The following is a 19,393-nucleotide window of genomic DNA, read 5'->3' as shown; positions in this document are numbered from 1 at the left end:
TGGGGTCGTCGCTGTGCTCGGGGGACGACCAGGGGATGTGCGCTGCGCCGGGCTCAGCGTGCCACTCAGTCGTCGCCGAGTTGGCGTGACAGGTAGCGGGCGACGGCCCGGACGGCCGCGAGATTGTTGGAATAATCCATTCTCGTCGGTCCGAGCACGCCAAGTCTGGCAAGTTCGCCAGAAGAGGAACGATAGTTGCTTGCGATGATGGAGGTCTCACCGAGTCCGAACGAGGCATTCTCCCGTCCGATCGAGGCCGAGACGCCGTTCAGGTCGGTCGCCATCTCGCCGAACAGGCGCAGGAGAACGACCTGCTGCTCGAGTGCTTCGAGGACCGGGTAGATGCTCCCCGAGAAGTCGTCCTCGGTCCTGGCGAGGTTCGCTGCGCCCGCCATCACGAGCTTGTCGTGTCGGTATTCAGCGAACTGCTCACTCAGTGCCTGGCTGACCCGCCCGACGAGAACCTCATCTTCGGGCGCCGCTTCCGCCCTGATGGCATCGAGGATCGCCGCCGATGCGTCGACGTTCGACCCGATGAGCAGCGCGTTGAGCTGACCTTTAAGCCGCTCGAGCGTGTGGGCCTCGACCGGGTGCTCGATCTCGACGACGCGTTGTTCGACCCGGCCGGTATCGGTGATCAGAACGGTCAGCAGTCTGTGGTCGGTGAGACCGACCAATTCGACGTGCCTGACCTGCGCCCGGGCGAACGACGGATACTGCACGATGGCGACCTGGTTGGTGATCTGGGACAGCAGCCGCACCGTGCGCATAAGCACGTCGTCGAGCCCGACGGATTGACCGAGGAATGTCTCGATCGCCTCCCGCTGTGCCGCTGTGAGCGGTTTACGGTCGGCGAGCTGGTCGACGAACAGGCGGTAGCCCTTGTCGGTCGGGACACGCCCGGAAGACGTGTGAGGGGCGGAGATCAGCTCCTCCTCCTCCAGCTGGGCCATGTCGTTGCGGATCGTCGCCGCTGACACACCGAAGGAGTGCCGTTCGACGATCGCCTTCGAGCCGACCGGCTCACGGCTGGCGACGTAGTCCTGCACGATGACGCGGAGAACCTCGAGGCTTCGCTCAGAAACCATGGCGCACCCCTTCCGCGTGAACGGGCCCAAGCTTTGGCACTCAGCAACCCTGAGTGCCAATTCTAGCGTGCGCCTCGCGGCAGGGGTAATTGCCTAACCCCCTGAACAGCAGTACTTTTAGCTCAAGCCCGCGACACCGCTCCCTTCGGGGAACTGGCACGTTCGGGCCCCACAGCAGCAGCGCCATCGATCGAAAGGCTTGGCCATGACCGACCCCAACGCGCAACCACCGGTTGACCCCAACCAGAACCAGCCGCAGGCCCCCCAGAACCAGCCGCAGCCTCCGCAGGGCCCACCGGCTCCGCAAGCTCCCCAGCCGCCATACGGCGGACAGCAGCCGTACGGAGGCCAGCAGCCGTACCCCGGCCAGCAGCCCCCACCCGGACAGGCTCCGTACGGTCAGCAGCCGTACCCGGGACAGCAGCCTCCGCAGCAGTACGCCTACCAGGGCCAGGCATCGCCCCCTCTGACGCAGGCCGAGGACAAGCAGTGGGCGTCGTTCGCGCACTTCGGCGGGGCTCTCGGCGCGTTCCTCGGTGCAGGCACCGCCGGGTGGATCGCCCCTCTCATCATCTTCCTCGTGTTCAAGGATCGCGGACCGTTCACGCGCCAGGAGGCGAAGGAGTCCCTGAACTTCCAGCTCACCGTGACGATCTTCGTCGTCGGCCTCTACATCCTCGGGTCGATCCTCGCGCTGGTCCTGATCGGCTTCCTGCTGTTCCCCCTTGCCTGGATCGTCGGCATCCTCGGTGTCATCTTCGGAATCATCGGAGGCGTGAAGGTCAACAATGGCGAAGCGTACCGCTACTTCTTCGCCATCCGCATGGTGAAGTAGCCGTCTGATCCGCCGGCGGGCTCACACCGTCAGCCGGCGGACCACCGCATCGGCAAGAAGCCGCCCTCGCAGGGACAGTTCCACTCTCCCGCGCAGGGCGGCTTCGGCGTTGACGAGGTCGTCTGCGATGAGCCCGGCCACTGCGACGCGCGCCTCCGAGGCGAGCGACGGGATGGCGATGCCGTCCCTGGTACGCGCGAGCAGCAGGATGCGTTCGAGTTCACGGGTGTCTGCGGAGAGGGTCTCCCTCCCCGCGCCTGGCGATACGCCCTCGCTCATCCGCCCGGCGTATGCGGCCGGATGTTTGACGTTCCACCACCGGACACCGCCGATGTGGCTGTGCGCCCCTGGCCCGATCCCCCACCAGTCCTGGCTGCGCCAGTAGGCGAGGTTGTGCCTGGACTGGAACTTCCGACCGCGGGACCAGTTGCTCACCTCGTACCAGTCGAATCCGGCCGCGACGAGTTTCGCGTCGACGAGTTCGTACATGTCCGCCTGCAGGTCCTCGTCAGGCTGGGAGACCAGCCCCGACTTGATCTGCCGAGCCAGTTTGGTGCCGGCCTCGACGATGAGCGAGTATGCGGAGAGGTGGTCGGGACTCGTATCCAGCGCAGCATCGACGGAGGTCTCCCAGTCGTCGAGGGTCTCCCCCGGTGTGCCGTAGATGAGATCGACGCTGACCTGGAGGCCGGCGCGTCTGGCCCAATCGACGACGAGAGGCACCCGATCCGGGTCGTGCGTGCGCTCGAGAGTCGCGAGAACGTGCGGGACCGCTGACTGCATGCCGAAGGAGACGCGGGTGAATCCGGCGTCGGCCAGCGTGGCGAGGTAGCCGGCGTCGACGGAGTCCGGATTCGCCTCCGTGGTGATCTCGGCGTCAGGGGCCAGCCCGATCTCGTCGCGGACGGCGTCGAGCATCCTCGTCAGGTCGGCCGCCGGCAGCAGCGTCGGCGTTCCTCCGCCGAAGAAGACGGTGCCTGCGGGCCGCTCCGGAAGCCCGGATGAGCGCAGGGTGCCTGCTGCGAAGGCGACCTCTGCTGAAGCCTCTGAGGCGTAGTCGGATTGCTTCGCCCCGCGGAGCTCGGTTGCCGTGTACGTGTTGAAGTCGCAGTACCCGCACCGCACCCGGCAGAACGGGACGTGCAGGTAGACGGACAGCATCCGCTCGGCCGCGCCGTCGAGAACGGATCGCGGCAGTGATCCGTCGGGTGGTGCTGGGTCACCGATCGGCTGGGGGCCGGCCATCAGGAGCGCCCCGGGTGAATTCGGGTCACGTCAGGCCGTCGGGGTCGACCACAGAGGAGACAGGGACCGCAGGTACGCGGTCGTGAACCTCTTCCGGCGCATCTTCACGAGCGGAGGGAACAGGCGGTACAGCAGCGACACCGGCCGACTGAACGACCGAACCTCGAACCAGACCGAGTCGTCCTCGCGTCGCTCGACGCGGAACGATTCCTCCCCGCTCACCCGGTGGGCGCCGACGGTGCCGTAGGCGAATGCGACGATGGTGGGTTCCTCGATGACGTAGACCACACGAACACGTTCGTCCATCCTGAACGAGCGGACGTGGCCGCGCAGGCGTGCCGTCGTACCGGACGAAACGAACGGCGTGCCGTCAGCAGCGAATCTCTGCTCGGTCGACACCGCGATCGGTTCGAGGGCAGTGCCGTCCTCGGCGTAGCGGATGCCGCCGTACCGCTGCCCTGAGTCAGCCTTGACGTCGAGCACGGCGATCCCCGCTCCGCGAAGGATGTCCCAGCCCAGCAGGGATGCCGTCGCCGACTCGAACCGTTCCTCGCCGCTCCCGAGCCGGATGGAGGCCTCGAACGGGGTGAATCCCTTCGGCGGGTATTGCATGAGGTCGTGCGCCTGCGTGGCGCCCACGGCCGCGTAGTCGACCGGCTGATCCTCGAAGTTGCTGCGACGCATCCCGTTACTTCTTGTCTTTCGTTTCCGTGTCTCCGCTCAGCGCGGCGATGAACGCCTCCTGCGGAACCTCGACCCTGCCGACCATCTTCATGCGCTTCTTGCCCTCTTTCTGCTTCTCGAGCAGTTTGCGCTTACGGCTGATGTCGCCGCCGTAGCACTTGGCGAGGACATCCTTGCGCATTGCGCGCACCGACTCGCGGGCGATGATCCGCGCACCGATGGCAGCCTGGATCGGAACCTCGAACTGCTGGCGCGGGATGAGCTTCTTCAGTCGCTCGGTCATCAGCAGGCCGTATGCGTACGCCTTCTCGCGGTGGACGATCGCGCTGAACGCGTCGACCTGTTCGCCCTGCAGCAGGATGTCGACCTTCACGAGGTCGGCTGTCTGCGATCCGGAGGGTTCGTAGTCGAGCGAGGCGTACCCCTGCGTGCGGCTCTTGAGGTGGTCGAAGAAGTCGAAGACGATCTCGCCGAGCGGCATCGTGTAACGGAGTTCGACGCGATCCTCGCCGAAGTACTCCATGCCGAGCAGCGCGCCGCGGCGGCCCTGGCAGAGTTCCATGATCGTGCCGACGTAGTCCTTGGGCGAGAGGATGCCGACCTTCACCATCGGTTCCTCGACCGAGGAGATCTTGCCGCCGGGGAACTCGCTCGGGTTCGTGACCGTCACGGTCTTCTTGTCGTCGGTGGTGACCTCGTAGGTGACGCTCGGCGCCGTGGCGATGAGGTCGAGGTTGAATTCACGTTCGAGTCGCTCGGTGACGATCTCGAGGTGCAGCAGTCCGAGGAACCCGCAACGGAAGCCGAAGCCGAGGGCGACGGAAGTCTCCGGCTCGTAGTTCAGCGAGGCGTCGGACAGCTTGAGCTTGTCGAGTGCGTCGCGCAGAACCGGGTAGTCGCTGCCGTCGATCGGATACAGGCCCGAGAACACCATGGGCTTCGGGTCGGTGTAGCCGGGCAGTGCCTCTGTGGACGGCTTCGACGCCGTGGTGACGGTGTCACCGACCTTGGACTGGCGCACATCCTTCACACCGGTGATGAGGTAACCGACCTCGCCGACGCCGAGCCCCTTCGTCGGGGCCGGCTCAGGGGAGCTGACACCGATCTCGAGAAGTTCGTGAACGGCGCGGGTCGACATCATCTGGATGCGTTCACGCGGGCTGAGGTGACCGTCGATCATCCGCACGTAGGTGATGACTCCGCGATAGGTGTCGTAGACGGAGTCGAAGATCATGGCGCGGGTGGGGGCGTTCGGGTCGCCGACGGGGTTCGGGATCTTCTGCACGACGCGGTCGAGCAGCTCCTCGACGCCGACGCCGGTCTTCCCGGAGACCTTGAGCACATCGGACGGTGATCCGCCGATGAGGTTCGCGAGTTCCTTGGCGTACTTCTCCGGGTCGGCCGCAGGCAGGTCGATCTTGTTGAGGACCGGGATGATCTCGAGGTCGTTCTCCATCGCCAGGTAGAGGTTCGCGAGGGTCTGCGCCTCGATCCCCTGGGCGGCGTCGACGAGGAGGATGGCGCCTTCACACGCCGCAAGGGATCGGGAGACCTCGTAGGTGAAGTCGACGTGACCGGGGGTGTCGATCATGTTGAGCGCGTAGGTCTGACCGTCGAGCTCCCACGGCATCCGCACGGCCTGGCTCTTGATGGTGATACCGCGCTCGCGCTCGATGTCCATCCGGTCGAGGTACTGGGCGCGCATGTCACGATCGGAAACCGCGCCGGTGACCGACAGCATCCGGTCGGCGAGCGTCGACTTGCCGTGGTCGATGTGCGCGATGATGCAGAAGTTGCGGATGAACGACGGGTCGGTAGCGGCAGGCTCGAGTGCCTTCGCAGCTTTAGGGCTCACGCGTTCCTCAGAAAGTTCGGGGGTGGAAAGGACTAACTCCCCATTGTCCCATGAACCGCCCGGCGGCTGGGCCGCCCCGTCGACTCGACCGGATGCCGCTGCGAGAATGGGGAGATGACCGGCAAGCCTGCGATCGTGCTCGTCCACGGCATCCGCACGTCGTCGTCGATGTGGCGCCGCCAGGTCGACGACCTGTTGCAGGCGGGCTACGAGGTGGAAGCCATCGATCTTCCCGGGCATGGGTCACGCATGGGCGAAGTCTTCAGCATCGACGGGGCCGTCGCCGCGATCGATGACGCGGTCGGGCGCCACGAGGGTCCTGTCCTCCTCGTCGGGCTCTCCCTCGGCGGGTATCTCACCATCCACTACGCCGGCCTGCACCCTGACCGGATCGCCGGGCTGGTGGCGGCCAGCTGCCAGACCCTGCCCCGCGGTGTCGGCCTGTGGGGCTACCGCGCGCTGGCACGGGGAATCCACCGGCTTCCCGACCGCGGGGCCTGGCTCAACGACACGATGGCGAGGCGGTTCCTGCCGCAGGAGGGTGTCGCAGACATGGGCGCAGGCGGCGTCGCGCTCGACGTGATGGACACCGCGCTGACCGCTGTCGGCACCCTCGACCCGCTCGGCAGCCTCCGCCGGTATCCGGGTCATGTCTGGTTCGTCATGGGCAGTCTTGACCATTTCCGGCTCGACCAGCGGGCGTTTCTGCGGGCGAAACCGGAGGCATCCGTTCTCGTCGTCCCCCGCGCCACGCACCTCGTCAGCCTCGTCAAGCCTGCCGAGTTCACGCGGGCGGTGGTGGCTGCTGCGGAGACGCTCACACCTCCCGCCCGGCAGATTTCAGAGAATGGCACCGGGACTGGTATCGTTGGTCCTTGACTTGCGTGTGGGTCGCCCCGCACGATTTTCGCCGCAAAGCGCCCTCTCTCGCCCAGCGGCACTCCATTCGATCACAACGGAAGCGTATAAACGTGGCAAACATTAAGTCGCAGATCAAGCGAATCGGCACCAACAAGAAGGCAACTGAGCGCAACAAGGCGATCAAGAGCCAGCTCCGGACCGTCGTCCGCCAGGCACGCGAAGCCATCCTCGCCGGTGACAAGGACAAGGCCCAGGCCACCCTGAAGACCGCAGCGAAGAAGCTCGACAAGGCCGTGAGCAAGGGCGTCATCCACAAGAACCAGGCTGCGAACCGCAAGTCGGCTCTCGCCAAGAAGGTTGCCGCTCTCTAAGCAGCACTTTCTTTCACACTGGGCTCCGCTTCGGCGGGGCCTTCTGTGTTTCCAAGGAGGGATTTCGGCGGTCTGTGTTTCGAGGAGCTTGTCAGCGACCGCGACCGGCCACCGTGTGGATCATCCGCTCGAGGGCGTAGACCGGGTCGCGCCCGCCACCCTTGACGTTCGCGTCGGTGTCGGCGAGGACCTGGATGCAGCGACCGAGTCCCTGATCGGTCCAGCCGGACAGGTCGCGCCTGGCCCGGTCGACCTGCCACGGTGCGAGACCGAACTGTCTTGCCAGATCGGCGGACGACCCGCGACCGCCCTGGATCTTGGCCATGGTTCGGAGCTTGCTGGCGAAGGCGGCGACGATCGGGACCGGGTCCGCGCCGGAGTCGAGGGCGTGACGGAGCCCGACCAGCGCTTCGGCGTAGCGGCCGGCGATCGCGGCATCGGCGACGGCGAACGCGTTGGTTTCGACGCGGCCGCCGTAATACCTCGTGACGGTGGCTTCGGTCACCTCTGCGCCGCTGTCAGCGATCAGCTGTGCGCAGGCACCGGCCAGTTCGGCGAGGTCGTCGGCGAAGGCGGAGACAACGGCGCGCAACGCCGCAGGCCGGATCGGTTTGCCTGCGGCCTTGAACTCGGCTGCGGCGAAGTCGTACTTGTCTGACTCCTTCTTGAGTTCGGCACAGACCACCTCGATCGCCGAGGCCTTGCTGGCGCGGACAGCGTCGAGCAGTTTCTTGCCGCGTACTCCCCCGGCGTGACGGAGCACGACGTAGGCACCGTCCGCAGGGGATTCCAGGTACGACAGGGCCTCGGCCATGAAGTCGTCAGACCCCTTTTCGACGTTCGTCACGCGGATCAGCCGCGGCTCACCGAACAGGGACGGGCTGGCCAGGGTGATGAGCTCCCCCGGCGCGTAACTGTCGGCTTCGATGTCGTTGACCTCGAGACTGGGGTCCTCAGCTTTGAGGTAGTCCCGGAGGAGTCGGATCGCGCGGTCGGCGAGGAAACCCTGGGTACCGGAGACGAGGACGACCGGCGCGGGCCGGACGGCGTTCCAGCCGAGCTGGGGAATGGCGACCTTTGCGGTCGCCTTGGCGGATGTCCCGCTACGTGCAGCTGCCACAGCCCACCTTCCTCACAGTTCCAGCCTACCGGCGACCGCCGACGCGCGGACCCTCAACAGGACCGCTCGGTCCAGACCACCGGGTTCACCGATGTGCCCCCGACAACGATGAGACCGCAGCGGTCGGTCCTGAAGCCGGTCGTACCCGCCGACGCGAGCATCGCCAGCGCGGCCGGGGTGGGATGCCCGTATCCGTTGTCCGCGCCGACCGAGATCAGGCCGATCGACGCGGACGCAGCCAGATAGATCCGTGCACTCTGGTCCGCCGAACCGTGGTGCGCCATCTTGACGAGGTCGACCGGGCCGCCGATGCGGTGCCCGGCAAGGATGCGCTCCTGCGCCGACTCGCCCAGGTCGCCCAGGAAGAGCGAACGGATGCCGCCGGCCTCCGGTTCGAACACCATCGTCACGCTTCCCGAGTTGCCGACCCAGAGCTCGCCGGAGCGCGCAGGCGGCCACAGCACCCTCCACCGGATCCGACCGAGGTCACCCGTGCCTCCTGCGACTCCGCGGTGAATCTGCGCGCCACCGGCGGAGAGGTCGGCGAGGATCCGCTCATCCGTCGCATTCTGCGGCTCACCGGCGAGGACGACGGAGGCCCGACCGACCACGGCTGACACCCCACCCACATGGTCGAGGTCGAAGTGGGTGAGCACCAGCAGGTCGAGCCGACCGATCGCCAGGGTGTCGAGGCAGGCGGTGAGCAGGCGCGGGTCGACACCGGTGTCGATGAGCGCGACAGCATCGTCGCTCCTGACGAGAACGGCATCGCCCTGCCCGACGTCGCACGCCGCGTGGCTCCAGTCGGCGGGCATCGACAGCGCAGGGGCGAAGCGCTGCGCAGCGAGGCTACCGGCGTAGGCTCCGCCGGCGACGACGAGAATCACGGCGCTCGCAACCGCCAGCATCCGATTCCCGGTCTCGACGGATCTCACCCCAGCCACGAACACGGCGGTGAGAAGCGCGAGAAGCAGTGCCCCAGCTGCGCCAGGCAACCAGGGCAGGCTCGTGAGCGGCAGGGTGTGAACGGTCGTGGCGATGGCCGAGATCCAGGTCGCCGGGATCCAGCCGAGCCAGAGCGCCAGGCCGGCGACCGGCCCGAGGATCGGCGTCAGGAGGCAGCCGAGAAGACCGAGAAGAGTGGCGATCGGAGCCGCGGGTGCCGCGAGAAGGTTGGCGGGAACTCCGAGCAGGGGTAAGGACGGTGACAGCAGGATGATGACCGGCTGGCAGGCCAGTTGCGCGGCGAGCGGGATGGCCATCGTTGCCGCGAGCCATCGCGGCAGGATCCGTGCCAGCAGACGGGTGAGCGGCCCGGTCAGCGTCAGGAGGCCGGCGGTCGCGAGGGCGGAGAGCACGAAGCCGTAGCTGCGTGACAGCCAAGGATCGGCGACCACCACCACGAGGACGACCAGGCTGAGCACCGGCAGCCCTGCGCTCGGGCGCCCGGCTCCGAGCGCGAGCAGCACGGCCAGCGCCATCAGAGCGGCGCGGACCACGCTCGGCTCGGGTGTGACGAGCAGGACGAAGAGTCCGAGCCCGACGAGGGCGCCGGTGATCCGCAGCCGTCGTGGAGCTCCGAGTGCGGCGAGAAGACCGGTGAGCACGGCGACGATCACGGCGCAGTTCGCCCCGGACACGGCGGTGAGGTGGCTCAGCGAACTCGCCTTCATCGCCTCGTCGAGTGACGCGCTCACCGCGGTGGTGTCGCCGACGGCGAGACCTGGGAGGAGTTCACCACCGCCTCCGGGAAGGGCCGAGGCAGCGTCGACGAACCCGGTTCGCAGTCCCGCCGCCCAGGCCAGGTACCAGCGCGGACTCTCCACGAGCGTCGCCGGTCTGCCCGCGAAGAGCAGAAAGGCCGCGGCGTCTCCAGCCGGGGTCAGTCGAAGCGCCACGGGAGCCTCCAGCACGCTGCCGATCGCGACGGGGTCCTTGCCGGGAACAGTCGCAAAGAGAAGGGCGGGCACCGAGGCGCTGTAGCTCTCGTCGCCGATCTCGAATTCAGAGATCGTGCCGCGCACCCTCTGCGGGACGCCGTCGTTTGCCTGTTCGGCGGCATCCGTCGACCGGTCCCAGAGCGACGGCGAGTGGCGGTCTTCGATGACGGACTTCTCGGTGACCAGCAGCCTGACTGTGACCGAACGGTGAGACTCTGCCGCCGTGACGAGTTGCCCAGGGGTGCGTGAGTCCTGACGTGCTGCGATCGCTGTCGCCGCGAGGGTCGTTGCGAGGAGGGTGATGGCGGCGAGGGCCCACCATGCCGACCGGTGTCCGGCGCGTGCAGGCGCTCTCCGCCGGCCTCGACGACTGCGTCGATCGGGACGCCGCGCGGCGAGAACGGCGCACAGAGCAGTCGCCACCGCGCCGACGGATGCCGCGACCCACGCGGCGTCCGGCACGCCGATCAGGGTGGCGGCCGTCAGCCAGGCGGCGATCGCCGGGAGCACGATCCGGTGCGCTGCGCTCACACCGTCACCAGTTCCCGCAGGGCTTCGAACGTCTTGTCGCCGATCCCGGTCACTCCGAGGAGGTCGTCCACGCTCGTGAACCGGCCGTTGGCGTCGCGCCACGCGATGATCCGTTCCGCCATCGCCGGCCCGACCCTGGGCAGTGTCTCGAGCTCGGCGCTCGTCGCGGTGTTGAGGTTGACCTTGCCGCCCGGCGTGCCAGGAGTCGGTGCCGACGGTGCGGCGCCCTGAGCAGGCACGGGGATCTGCTCCCCGTCGGTGACGAACCGAGCAAGATTCACGCCCTGCTGATCCGCGACAGCGGTGAACCCGCCCGCCGCAGCGATTGCATCGATCACCCGGTCGCCGTCGCGCAGCTGGTATACGCCGGGGCTCTGAACCTCGCCGAGGACGTGCACATAGACGACAGCCCCAGTGACCTCCGTCGCCACCGGAGACGGTTGCGCGATTTCGCGAGTCTGGCCCGATGCCCCGAGCAGGGAGACGACTACCGCAGCGATCAGGCCGGCGAGAAGCAGGAGGACGAGCGCGCCCACGCTGAGGCGGACACCGGGCGAGGACCGTGTCGCCAGCGTGGGTCGTCGGTCTGCGCCCGCTGCGCCCAGCGGCCTCGCGGGAGCGTGCCTGGCCATGCCTCCCAGTCAAACGGGCAACTGGAACGACGACCGATCGGCGTCGGTTTCGTGGATGGAAACGACAGCGCCCGCCCCTGTGAGGGACGGGCGCTGAACGGCCGGAAGCCTGTCTACGGTTTGGTGGCGATACTGACGATGCGAGGCGGCCGCACCACGACGTTGACGATCGACCTGTCTCCGATCGCCCGCTGCACAGCAGAAGACGCCCGCGCGAGTGCCTCGAGTTCGTCCGCGCCGATCTTCGGTGAGATCTCCAACCGGTCGCGCACCTTTCCGTCGACCTGCACGACGCAGGTCACCGACTCCTCGACGAGGAGGGTCGGGTCGGCCTTGCGCCAGAGCACATGTGCGACGGTCGGCTCGTAGCCCAGCTGGGCCCACATGTCTTCGGCCGTGTACGGCGCGAACAGGTTGAGGGCGACGGCGGTGACCTCCGCCGCCTCCCTCACCGCAGCATCCGCCGGGCCTGCGCCGGTGTCGATGACCTTCCTCGTCGCGTTGACGAGTTCCATCAGGCGGGCGACCACGACGTTGAACTTGAACGACTCGACCAGCCCAGGCGCGTCGGCCAGGAACCGGTGGGTCGTCCGGCGAAGTGCAGCGTCGCCGTTCTTCCAGACCACGTCAGGCGCACTCGTGACATCGTGCGCCACCCGCCAGGCGCGGGCGAGGAATTTGGCCGAACCGGCCGGAGAAACATCCGCCCAGTCGATGTCGTCCTCGGGCGGCCCGGCGAAGATCAGCGTCACCCGGAGGGCGTCGGCACCGTACTGCTCGAGTTCACTGGCGAACTCGACGAGGTTTCCCCTGCTTTTCGACATCTTGGCGCCGTCCATCAGCACCATTCCCTGGTTGAGCAGCGACGAGAACGGCTCGGTGAAGCCGAGGTGCCCGAGGTCGTAGAGCACCTTCGTGATGAAGCGCGAATAGAGCAGGTGCAGGATGGCGTGCTCGACGCCACCGACGTACTGGTCGACTGGCGCCCATTTGTCGGCCTGCCGGGGGTCGAAGGCAACGCTGTCCGACTGCGGGTTGAGGTAGCGCAGGTAGTACCAGGAGCTGTCGACGAACGTGTCCATCGTGTCCGAGTCCCGCTTCGCGGGTGCACCGCAGCGGGGGCACGGCACGTTGATCCAATCCTCGGCGGCCCCGAGCGGGCTCGTACCCTTCGGCTGCAGGTCGAGACCGTCCGCCGCGGGCAGCTGGACGGGGAGCTGGTCTTCGGGAACCGGCACCTCACCACAGTCGGCGCAGTGGATGATCGGGATCGGAGCGCCCCAGTAACGCTGGCGCGAGATCAGCCAGTCACGGAGCCGGTAGTTCTTCGCCGAGGCTCCGAGACCGGATGCCGTGAGGGCATCCGTGATCTTCGCGATCGCCGAATTCTTGCTCAGCCCATTGAATGGCCCCGAGTTGATCAGGCGACCGGGACCGATGAGCGCCTGGCCGGTCTCTGCCGGGCTCTCGGGTGGCAGGTCGTCGGGGAGTTCACCGTCGACGAGTACGGGGATCGCTCCGGTGACCGGCTGGTTGGTGTCGACGACGACGCGGACGGGCAGGTCGAACGCCCTGGCGAAGTCGAGGTCGCGCTGGTCGTGTGCGGGCACGGCCATGATCGCGCCGTGGCCGTAGTCGGCGAGCACGTAGTCGGAGACCCAGATCGGGATCCGTTCGCCGTTGAGCGGGTTCACCGCGTACCGCTCCAGGAACACGCCGGTCTTCTCGCGCTCGGTGCTCAGCCGGTCCATGTCGGTCTCGCCCTTGACCCGGTCGAGGTACTCGGCGAACGCGGCCTTCGTCGCGTCAGGGGCGTCTTCGACGAGTTCGGCCGCGAGGTCGGAGTCCACAGCGACGACCATGAACGTGACACCGTAGAGAGTGTCAGGTCGCGTCGTGTAGACCGGGACAGGCGCAGCCCTGCCTTCGATGACGAAGTTGACGTCTGCGCCTGTGGACCGTCCGACCCAGTTGCGCTGCATGCTCATGACCTTGGTCGGCCACGCACCCTCGAGCTGCTTGAGGTCGTCGACGAGACGGTCGGCGTAGTCGGTGATGCGGAAGTACCACTGGGTCAGCTTCTTCTTCGTGACCAGGTTCCCGCAGCGTTCGCAGTGGCCGTCGACGACCTGCTCGTTCGCGAGCACGGTCTGGTCGAACGGACACCAGTTGACGGCGCTCGCTTTGCGGTAGGCCAGGCCCTTCTCGAACAGCTGGAGGAACAGCCACTGTGTCCAGCGGTAGTACTCGGGGTCTGACGTGTGGATCTCACGGTCCCAGTCGAACGACGGCGCGTAGGTGCGGAAACTGGTCTTCTGCTGTGCGATGTTGTCGTACGTCCAGCCGCGCGGGTCGACGCCGCGCTTGATCGCCGCGTTCTCGGCGGGCAGCCCGAACGAGTCCCAGCCGATCGGGTGGAGCACGTTGAAGCCCTGCTGGCGCCAGTACCTGGCGACGACGTCACCGAGGCCGAAGGCCTCCGCGTGTCCCATGTGCAGATCGCCAGACGGGTACGGGAACATGTCGAGGACATACTTGCGCGGCCGCTTGTCGGTGACGTCGCTCGTCGCGAATGGCTTGATCCGGTCCCAGACCGGAAGCCACTTCTCCTGGATGGCGGCGAAATCGTACCGTTGTCCGGCCTGGCTCTGCTCGTCGTTCGACACGTGACTCTCATTCATAAGCGGGTGAAGACCGGCGGGTGCGTGGTTCTGGTGTTGAACCCGAGGTCCAAGGATCTAGCCTACTCACTGTTCCGATGCGCCCAGCGCGGCGAGAAGTGCGGCAGCTTTCACCCGGGTTTCCTCGATCTCGTCCGTCGGAACCGACAGCGCAGTGATCCCACCGCCGGTGCCGATCGACGCGCCGGTCGGGTCGATCAGGATGCTCCGAATCACCATCGCGAGGTCGACAGCGCCGTCGGCGCCGAAGTAGCCGAACGCGCCCGAATAGACACCGCGGGGGCCGGACTCCAGTCTGTCGAGGATGGTCATCGCCGAGAGCTTCGGCGCACCGGTCATCGAACCGGCCGGGAATGCCGACTCGACGGCATCCACTCCGCTCACGCCGTCGGCGAGTACGGCGGTCACCGTGCTGACGAGCTGGTGCACCTGGGCGTAGCTCTCGACGGCGAGCAACTGGGTGACGGACACGCTGCCGGTCACGGCCACACGTCCGAGATCGTTGCGCATGAGGTCGACGATCATCAGATTCTCGGCGCGTTCTTTGTCGCTGCCGAGGAGTTCCGCCTCGAGAGCCGCATCGTGCTCCGGCGTCGCCCCGCGCGGCCTGGTGCCCTTGATCGGACGTGTCGTGACGGTACCGTCAGGCGTGACCCGGAGGAATTGCTCGGGCGATGAACTGACCAACGCGGTGTCATCCGCGCGAATGAGACCGCCGTGATGGGTTGGACTGGCCTGGCGGAGCCGACGGTACACCTCGACCGGATCGAACGCGCCGTCCACGCGAATCTCGTTGGTCAGACAGAGCTGATAGGCGTTCCCCTGGCGGATCTCGGCCTGGGCTTCCTCGATGAGCGCGGCGTACTCTGCAGCAGAGTGCCGCCAGCGTGCAGGGTGAGTGCCCGCGCGGCGAGGTACATCCTGGGCTTCGTTGCCCGGTGCTTTCAGCCAGCCGAACGGCTCCGCGCATGTCGCACCGGTACCACGCTCGACAGCGGTGACCACATGAGCGGCGTGGTCGAAGACCAGCATCCGGTCGGGGCGGAGCAGGGCAGCGTCCGGGTAGCGCGACGGATGCGCGGGCGTGCCCGCCGATTGGGCGCCGACCTCGTACCCGATCCAGCCCACAAGCCCTGGGGCGAACTCGCCCGCGGACGGCTCATCTCCGGAGTCGGCGAACTCCGCGCGGAGGGCGTCGAAGAGCCCGACAGGCGCGGAGGTGTCCCCGTCGGCCGTCGACCAGCTCGCCGTTGCCCGCGCGACGTTCGCAGTGAGGAGTTCGGCGCCGTCGCCGAGATAGCTGTACCCGCTCGCGGCGTGCGCCCCGCTGTCGAGCCAAAATGATCGCGCGGCACCGGCGAAATACCGGAGATAGGCGGTTTCCGGGTCGATCCAGTGGCTCAGCCGACGGGTGTTCGAGCGGGGAATCACGCATCCCACCCTAGAGCGCCGCAGCGCGCGTCCGTCCGCGTATGTGACTCGGGCGAACTTTCACTTAGGTAAGGCTTACCTATAGAGTGTCGACATGCTCGGTCTCGACCTCACCCTCTCGTACAACGGCTCGCCCGTTGTCCACGGTGCGACGCTCGCCCTGGAGCCGGGGCGGATCACCGCCCTCGTCGGGCCGAACGGCAGCGGAAAGTCGACCCTGCTTCGGGCGCTCGCCCGCCTCCATCCGATCGACGGCGGACGCGTGTACCTCGGAGCTCCCGATGCGGATCCCCCCGTGACGACCTCCGCCGAGTCGGGTTTCGACGCCAGCGGCATCGGCAAGCGCGAATTCGCCCGCAGGGTCACCCTCCTGGCACAGACCCGGCCGACGCCGGCCGGGCTCAGCGTGCGCGAGGTCGTCGAATTCGGGCGCCACCCCCACCGCGGGCGCTGGAATCGCGGCGACGAACACGGCTCCGACGTGGTCGAACGGGCGATGGAACTCACTGGAATCGAGTCATTCGCCGACCGCCCCGTCGACCGGCTTTCCGGGGGGCAGTTGCAACGTGTGTGGCTGGCCGGGTGCCTTGCCCAGGACACAGAGGTGTTGCTGCTCGACGAACCCACGACCTACCTCGACCTGCGCTACCAGGTGGAGTTGCTCGACCTGATCAAGGACCTCGCCGTCGTCCACGGCGTGACGATCGGGGTCGTTCTGCACGACCTCGACCAGGCTGCCGCGATCGCCGACACCGTCGTCCTCCTTGAATCGGGGCAGGTGCGGGCAACAGGAACTCCGCGTGACGTCTTCGAAACCGAACTCCTCAGCTCCGTGTACGGCATCCGCGTCGACGTGGACGTCGTGAGCGGCCGGATCCGCACCCACGCGCGCAGCCGGCACAGCGTCGCATCCGAAGTCCCCGCCCACACCGATCACACCAGCACCACCGTCGTCGCCTGACCACTCGGTCGCCTCACCGGCACGGCTTCAGACTGCCATCACCCAGCAAAGGACACGCATGACCACGCGCCCACTCCCCCTCATCGCCTCCGCAGCAGCGGCGGCCCTGCTCCTCGCGGGCTGCGGAACGACGGAAGCACCTGCGAGCCAGAAGGACACCGCGACGACCATCACCGTCACCGACGACCGCGGCGAGAGGATCTCCCTCAGCGAGCCCGCGACCGAGGTCGTCGCGCTGGAGTGGAACACGGCCGAGAATCTCGTCGCGCTCGGAGTGATGCCGGTCGGCGTCGCGGACGTCGATGGATACGGCACCTGGGTGAAGTCGGAGTCCCTGGACGAGTCGGTGACGGATGTCGGAATGCGCGGGGAACCGAGCATCGACTCCATCGCCGGACTCGCGCCCGACCTCGTCGTGACGACCTCTGACCTCTCGGAAAGCGCCATCGCCCAGATCGAGGAGTTTGCTCCCGTCCTCGTCGTTCGCGGAGCGGACGCGTCCAACCCGATCGGCCAGATGGAGAAGAACCTCACCAACATCGCGGCCGCAACGGGCACGGAAGACAAGGCCGATGAACTTCTCGCCGGGTTCGACGCGAAGGTCGACGAAGCCGCTGCGGCGCTGACCGAGGCAGGTGTGGATGGCGACGAGTTCGTCATGTCAGACTCGTGGGCCGCAGGAGGCCAGGTCTCGATCCGTCCGTTCGCCGAAGGCGCGCTGCTCTCCGCTGTCACGGAGGAACTCGGCCTCGTCAACGCCTGGACCGGTGAGGGTGACAAGGACTACGGACTCGGTTCCACCGACGTCGAAGGACTCACGTCGCTCGGGAACGTCCACTTCCTCTACATCGCCGGCGGCGGAGTCGATGCGTACGGTGAAGAACTCGCAGACAACGCCGTGTGGACCTCTCTCCCGTTCGTGAAGAGCGGCAACGTCCACCGTCTCGCCGACGGTATCTGGATGTTCGGCGGTCCTTCGTCCATGAACGACTACATCGACGCGGTCGTTGCAGCAGTCACTCAGTAGCCCTCCGGCGACCGCCCGGCCCTTACAGGGGCCGGGCGTCGCGCGGAGCCGATGGTTCCGACTCGGTGCGCTCTTCGCCACGGGGCTCGCCACAGCGATCGTCCTCGCCGTCGTGCACCTCACGCAGGGAACCGCGGGAGTCGGCGGGCTCGACCTTCTTGGACTCCTGGGCGGGTCGGGCGACGACCAGGCCGGAGCTGTGCTCGTCTCCTCACGGCTCCCCCGGCTTCTCGCCGGGCTTCTCGTCGGTGTGGCACTGGGTGTCGCCGGCGTCGTCATGCAGACGGTCGCCAGGAACGTCCTCGCCTCCCCCGATACGCTCGCCGTCAACGCAGGCGCATATCTGGCGATCGTCAGCGCAGCGGCCCTCGGCGTGACACTCCCGTTGCTGGCGCAGGGACTCGTGGCATTCGCCGGTGGCCTGGCCGCTGCGGCACTCGTCCTCGGCCTGTCCGCTGGAGGCGGCAGCGGCACTGTTCGGCTGGTCCTCGCCGGGTCTGCGATCGCCCTGGCCCTGACAGCCCTCACCACGGTTCTCATCCTGCTCTTCACCGAGGAGACCACGGGGATGTACGCGTGGAGTGCCGGCTCGCTCGCGCAGACAGGCGTCGACGCTGTCTCCAGATTCGGTCCGGTCGTCGCCGTCGGAGTGGCCGGCCTCCTCATCCTCGCGTCCAGGCTCGACGTCCTCTCGCTCGGAGAGGATGCGGCATCCGTCCTCGGTCTGCGAGTGCGCAACACCCAGCTCGTCGCCGTACTGCTCGCCGTCCTCCTCTCGGCGGCCGCAGTGACGGTCGCCGGACCGATCGGATTCGTCGGCCTGGCCGCTCCCGCGATCATCCGTCTGATCGCCGCACGGGTCCCCGGCCTGCAGCGCCACCTGCTGCTCATCCCCGCCTCAGCGCTGATGGGGGTCATCGTCGTCCTGGGTGCCGATGTCCTGCTGCGCCTCGTGTTCGGCGGGCAGGCCGGCGTCGATGTCCCGACCGGGGTCGTGACATCCCTGTTCGGTGCCGTCTTCCTCGTGATCCTCGCCCGTCGCACCGGCGATGCAAGAGCAGGAACCCAGACCCAGAGCGGCGCACCGGGCAGGACGACGTCCGCGCGCACCCGACGCTGGATCCTCGTCGCGCTCACGGTTGCTCTCGTTCTCGTCTCCGTGGTCTCGCTGATGCTCGGTGACACGAAACTGCTCGCGGGAGACATCCTCAACTGGCTGACCGGGCAATCGGGTCCTGTCGTCAGTTTCGTGATGGACACCAGGCTCCCCCGCGTTCTCGCCGCCGTGCTCGCCGGAGCGGCGCTAGCGCTGTCAGGAACGATCGTGCAGGCCGTCGCCAGGAATCCGCTCGCCGAGCCCGGCATCATCGGGGTCACGGGAGGCGCAGGACTCGGCGCGGTCATCGTCATCACCCTCGCACCTGTCGCGAGTTTCTGGCTGGTGACGGCGGGCGGGCTGACCGGTGCGGCGCTCGCATCGGCGCTCGTCTTCGGCCTGGCGGCCTCCGGCGGGCTCAACAGCCAGCGGCTGATCCTCATCGGAATCGGTGTGTCTGCAGGAGCTGCCGCTCTGGTGAGCATGGTGATCATCTCGACAGACCCGTACAACGGCGCGAAGGCGCTCACCTGGCTGTCCGGCTCCACCTACGGGAGAACGCTGCCGCAACTCGTGCCTCTCGGCGTCGCGTTGGTCATTTCGATCCCGCTGCTGGCCGTGGTCGACCGTGAACTCGACATCCTCGCGCAGGACGACGACACCCCGCGGCTGCTCGGCATCCGTCTCGGCAGGACCCGTCTCCTCCTGCTGTCCATCAGCGTCGTGCTCGCGGCGACAGCGGTCGCCGCCGTCGGTGTGATCGGATTCGTCGGGCTGGTGGCTCCGCACGCTGCGTGGGCGCTGGTGGGTGGACGCCATCGACTCGTCCTTCCCACCGCAGCCCTTCTCGGCGCGATCCTCGTCGGCTTCGCCGACACGCTCGGCCGGACCGTCATCGCGCCGGCGCAACTCCCGGCGGGGCTTCTCACCGCCCTCGTGGGCGCACCGTACTTCGTGTGGCTACTCTGGCGTTCACGGCGGGCGGGCTGACCGGGCGGTCGCGGGGCCCGCGTCCAGCCTGTACTCCTACACTGC

Annotated in this window: 15 protein-coding genes; 6 read left to right on the top strand and 9 right to left on the bottom strand. The window is 67.5% G+C overall.

All coding sequences use genetic code 11. The features are described 5' to 3' along the window. Window positions 1-65: 65 nt before the first annotated feature. A complete protein-coding gene (gene hrcA / locus AC1M2K_RS13365) occupies window positions 66-1,088 on the bottom strand; it encodes a heat-inducible transcriptional repressor HrcA (RefSeq protein WP_480236661.1) in 1,023 nt (340 codons plus the stop codon). A gap of 205 nt (window positions 1,089-1,293) precedes the next feature. On the opposite strand from hrcA, the gene AC1M2K_RS13360 reads away from it, so the two are divergent. Further along, a complete protein-coding gene (locus tag AC1M2K_RS13360) occupies window positions 1,294-1,923 on the top strand; it encodes a DUF4870 domain-containing protein (protein WP_480236662.1) in 630 nt (209 codons plus the stop codon). 21 nt (window positions 1,924-1,944) lie between these two features. On the opposite strand, the gene hemW is transcribed toward AC1M2K_RS13360, so the two are convergent. The 3 genes from hemW to lepA are packed head-to-tail and all read right to left on the bottom strand — an operon-like array spanning window position 1,945 to window position 5,707. After that, on the bottom strand, window positions 1,945-3,168 hold the full coding sequence (gene hemW, locus AC1M2K_RS13355) for a radical SAM family heme chaperone HemW (protein ID WP_480241348.1): 1,224 nt from the start codon (window positions 3,166-3,168) through the stop codon (window positions 1,945-1,947). A 30-nt stretch (window positions 3,169-3,198) separates the two neighbouring features. Beyond that, on the bottom strand, window positions 3,199-3,852 hold the full coding sequence (locus tag AC1M2K_RS13350; RefSeq protein ID WP_480241347.1) for a DUF1990 family protein: 654 nt from the start codon (window positions 3,850-3,852) through the stop codon (window positions 3,199-3,201). A gap of 4 nt (window positions 3,853-3,856) precedes the next feature. Beyond that, complete coding sequence (lepA, locus tag AC1M2K_RS13345) at window positions 3,857-5,707, bottom strand: translation elongation factor 4 (protein ID WP_480236665.1); 1,851 nt, start codon at window positions 5,705-5,707, stop codon at window positions 3,857-3,859. A 114-nt stretch (window positions 5,708-5,821) separates the two neighbouring features. Between lepA and AC1M2K_RS13340 the strand changes: the two genes are divergently transcribed. Both AC1M2K_RS13340 and rpsT read left to right on the top strand, forming a co-directional pair. After that, window positions 5,822-6,586, top strand: a complete 765-nt coding sequence (locus AC1M2K_RS13340) for an alpha/beta fold hydrolase (RefSeq protein WP_480241346.1) — start codon at window positions 5,822-5,824, stop codon at window positions 6,584-6,586. A gap of 92 nt (window positions 6,587-6,678) precedes the next feature. Further along, on the top strand, window positions 6,679-6,939 hold the full coding sequence (gene rpsT, locus AC1M2K_RS13335) for a 30S ribosomal protein S20 (RefSeq protein ID WP_480236667.1): 261 nt from the start codon (window positions 6,679-6,681) through the stop codon (window positions 6,937-6,939). Between the two features lie 91 nt (window positions 6,940-7,030). On the opposite strand, the gene holA is transcribed toward rpsT, so the two are convergent. From holA to AC1M2K_RS13310, 5 genes are all read right to left on the bottom strand, one after another. Next, window positions 7,031-8,059: a DNA polymerase III subunit delta gene (gene holA / locus AC1M2K_RS13330; protein WP_480236668.1), complete on the bottom strand. Its 1,029-nt coding sequence runs from the start codon at window positions 8,057-8,059 to the stop codon at window positions 7,031-7,033. A 53-nt stretch (window positions 8,060-8,112) separates the two neighbouring features. Then, the gene (locus tag AC1M2K_RS13325; protein WP_480241345.1) at window positions 8,113-10,530 is read right to left on the bottom strand and encodes a ComEC/Rec2 family competence protein; all 2,418 of its coding nucleotides are present in this window, start codon (window positions 10,528-10,530) and stop codon (window positions 8,113-8,115) included. Further along, entirely contained in the window at window positions 10,527-11,162 is a 636-nt protein-coding gene (locus tag AC1M2K_RS13320; RefSeq protein ID WP_480241344.1) for a helix-hairpin-helix domain-containing protein, read from the bottom strand. The genes AC1M2K_RS13325 and AC1M2K_RS13320 overlap by 4 nt, the downstream gene beginning before the upstream one ends. Before the next feature lie 113 nt (window positions 11,163-11,275). Then, the gene (leuS, locus tag AC1M2K_RS13315) at window positions 11,276-13,828 is read right to left on the bottom strand and encodes a leucine--tRNA ligase (RefSeq protein ID WP_480241343.1); all 2,553 of its coding nucleotides are present in this window, start codon (window positions 13,826-13,828) and stop codon (window positions 11,276-11,278) included. A gap of 81 nt (window positions 13,829-13,909) precedes the next feature. Beyond that, complete coding sequence (locus tag AC1M2K_RS13310) at window positions 13,910-15,274, bottom strand: anthranilate synthase component I family protein (protein WP_480241342.1); 1,365 nt, start codon at window positions 15,272-15,274, stop codon at window positions 13,910-13,912. A 94-nt stretch (window positions 15,275-15,368) separates the two neighbouring features. On the opposite strand from AC1M2K_RS13310, the gene AC1M2K_RS13305 reads away from it, so the two are divergent. From AC1M2K_RS13305 to AC1M2K_RS13295, 3 genes are read left to right on the top strand one after another with little or no spacing between them, the layout of a single operon-like run. Continuing rightward, window positions 15,369-16,235 carry an ABC transporter ATP-binding protein gene (locus AC1M2K_RS13305; RefSeq protein WP_480241341.1) on the top strand — a complete coding sequence of 289 codons (867 nt, stop codon included), beginning with the start codon at window positions 15,369-15,371 and terminating at the stop codon, window positions 16,233-16,235. A 58-nt stretch (window positions 16,236-16,293) separates the two neighbouring features. Next, window positions 16,294-17,262 (top strand): iron-siderophore ABC transporter substrate-binding protein, encoded by a 969-nt coding sequence (locus AC1M2K_RS13300; protein ID WP_480241340.1) that lies wholly within the window; start codon window positions 16,294-16,296, stop codon window positions 17,260-17,262. Beyond that, entirely contained in the window at window positions 17,243-19,348 is a 2,106-nt protein-coding gene (locus tag AC1M2K_RS13295) for an iron ABC transporter permease (protein WP_480241339.1), read from the top strand. The genes AC1M2K_RS13300 and AC1M2K_RS13295 overlap by 20 nt, the downstream gene beginning before the upstream one ends. Window positions 19,349-19,393 lie beyond the last annotated feature (45 nt).

The organism is Mycetocola sp. Y171 (assembly GCF_056713165.1).
Note: the sequence above shows the minus strand (reverse complement) of the source record. Positions and strands in the feature narration are given on the sequence as shown.

Coding starts and splice junctions, on each gene's coding strand:
- hrcA (WP_480236661.1), bottom strand. CDS start 1,088: ATGGTTTCTGAGCGAAGCCTCGAGGTTCTCCGCGTCATCGTGCAGGAC.
- AC1M2K_RS13360 (WP_480236662.1), top strand. CDS start 1,294: ATGACCGACCCCAACGCGCAACCACCGGTTGACCCCAACCAGAACCAG.
- hemW (WP_480241348.1), bottom strand. CDS start 3,168: ATGGCCGGCCCCCAGCCGATCGGTGACCCAGCACCACCCGACGGATCA.
- AC1M2K_RS13350 (WP_480241347.1), bottom strand. CDS start 3,852: ATGCGTCGCAGCAACTTCGAGGATCAGCCGGTCGACTACGCGGCCGTG.
- AC1M2K_RS13340 (WP_480241346.1), top strand. CDS start 5,822: ATGACCGGCAAGCCTGCGATCGTGCTCGTCCACGGCATCCGCACGTCG.
- AC1M2K_RS13320 (WP_480241344.1), bottom strand. CDS start 11,162: ATGGCCAGGCACGCTCCCGCGAGGCCGCTGGGCGCAGCGGGCGCAGAC.
- AC1M2K_RS13305 (WP_480241341.1), top strand. CDS start 15,369: ATGCTCGGTCTCGACCTCACCCTCTCGTACAACGGCTCGCCCGTTGTC.
- AC1M2K_RS13300 (WP_480241340.1), top strand. CDS start 16,294: ATGACCACGCGCCCACTCCCCCTCATCGCCTCCGCAGCAGCGGCGGCC.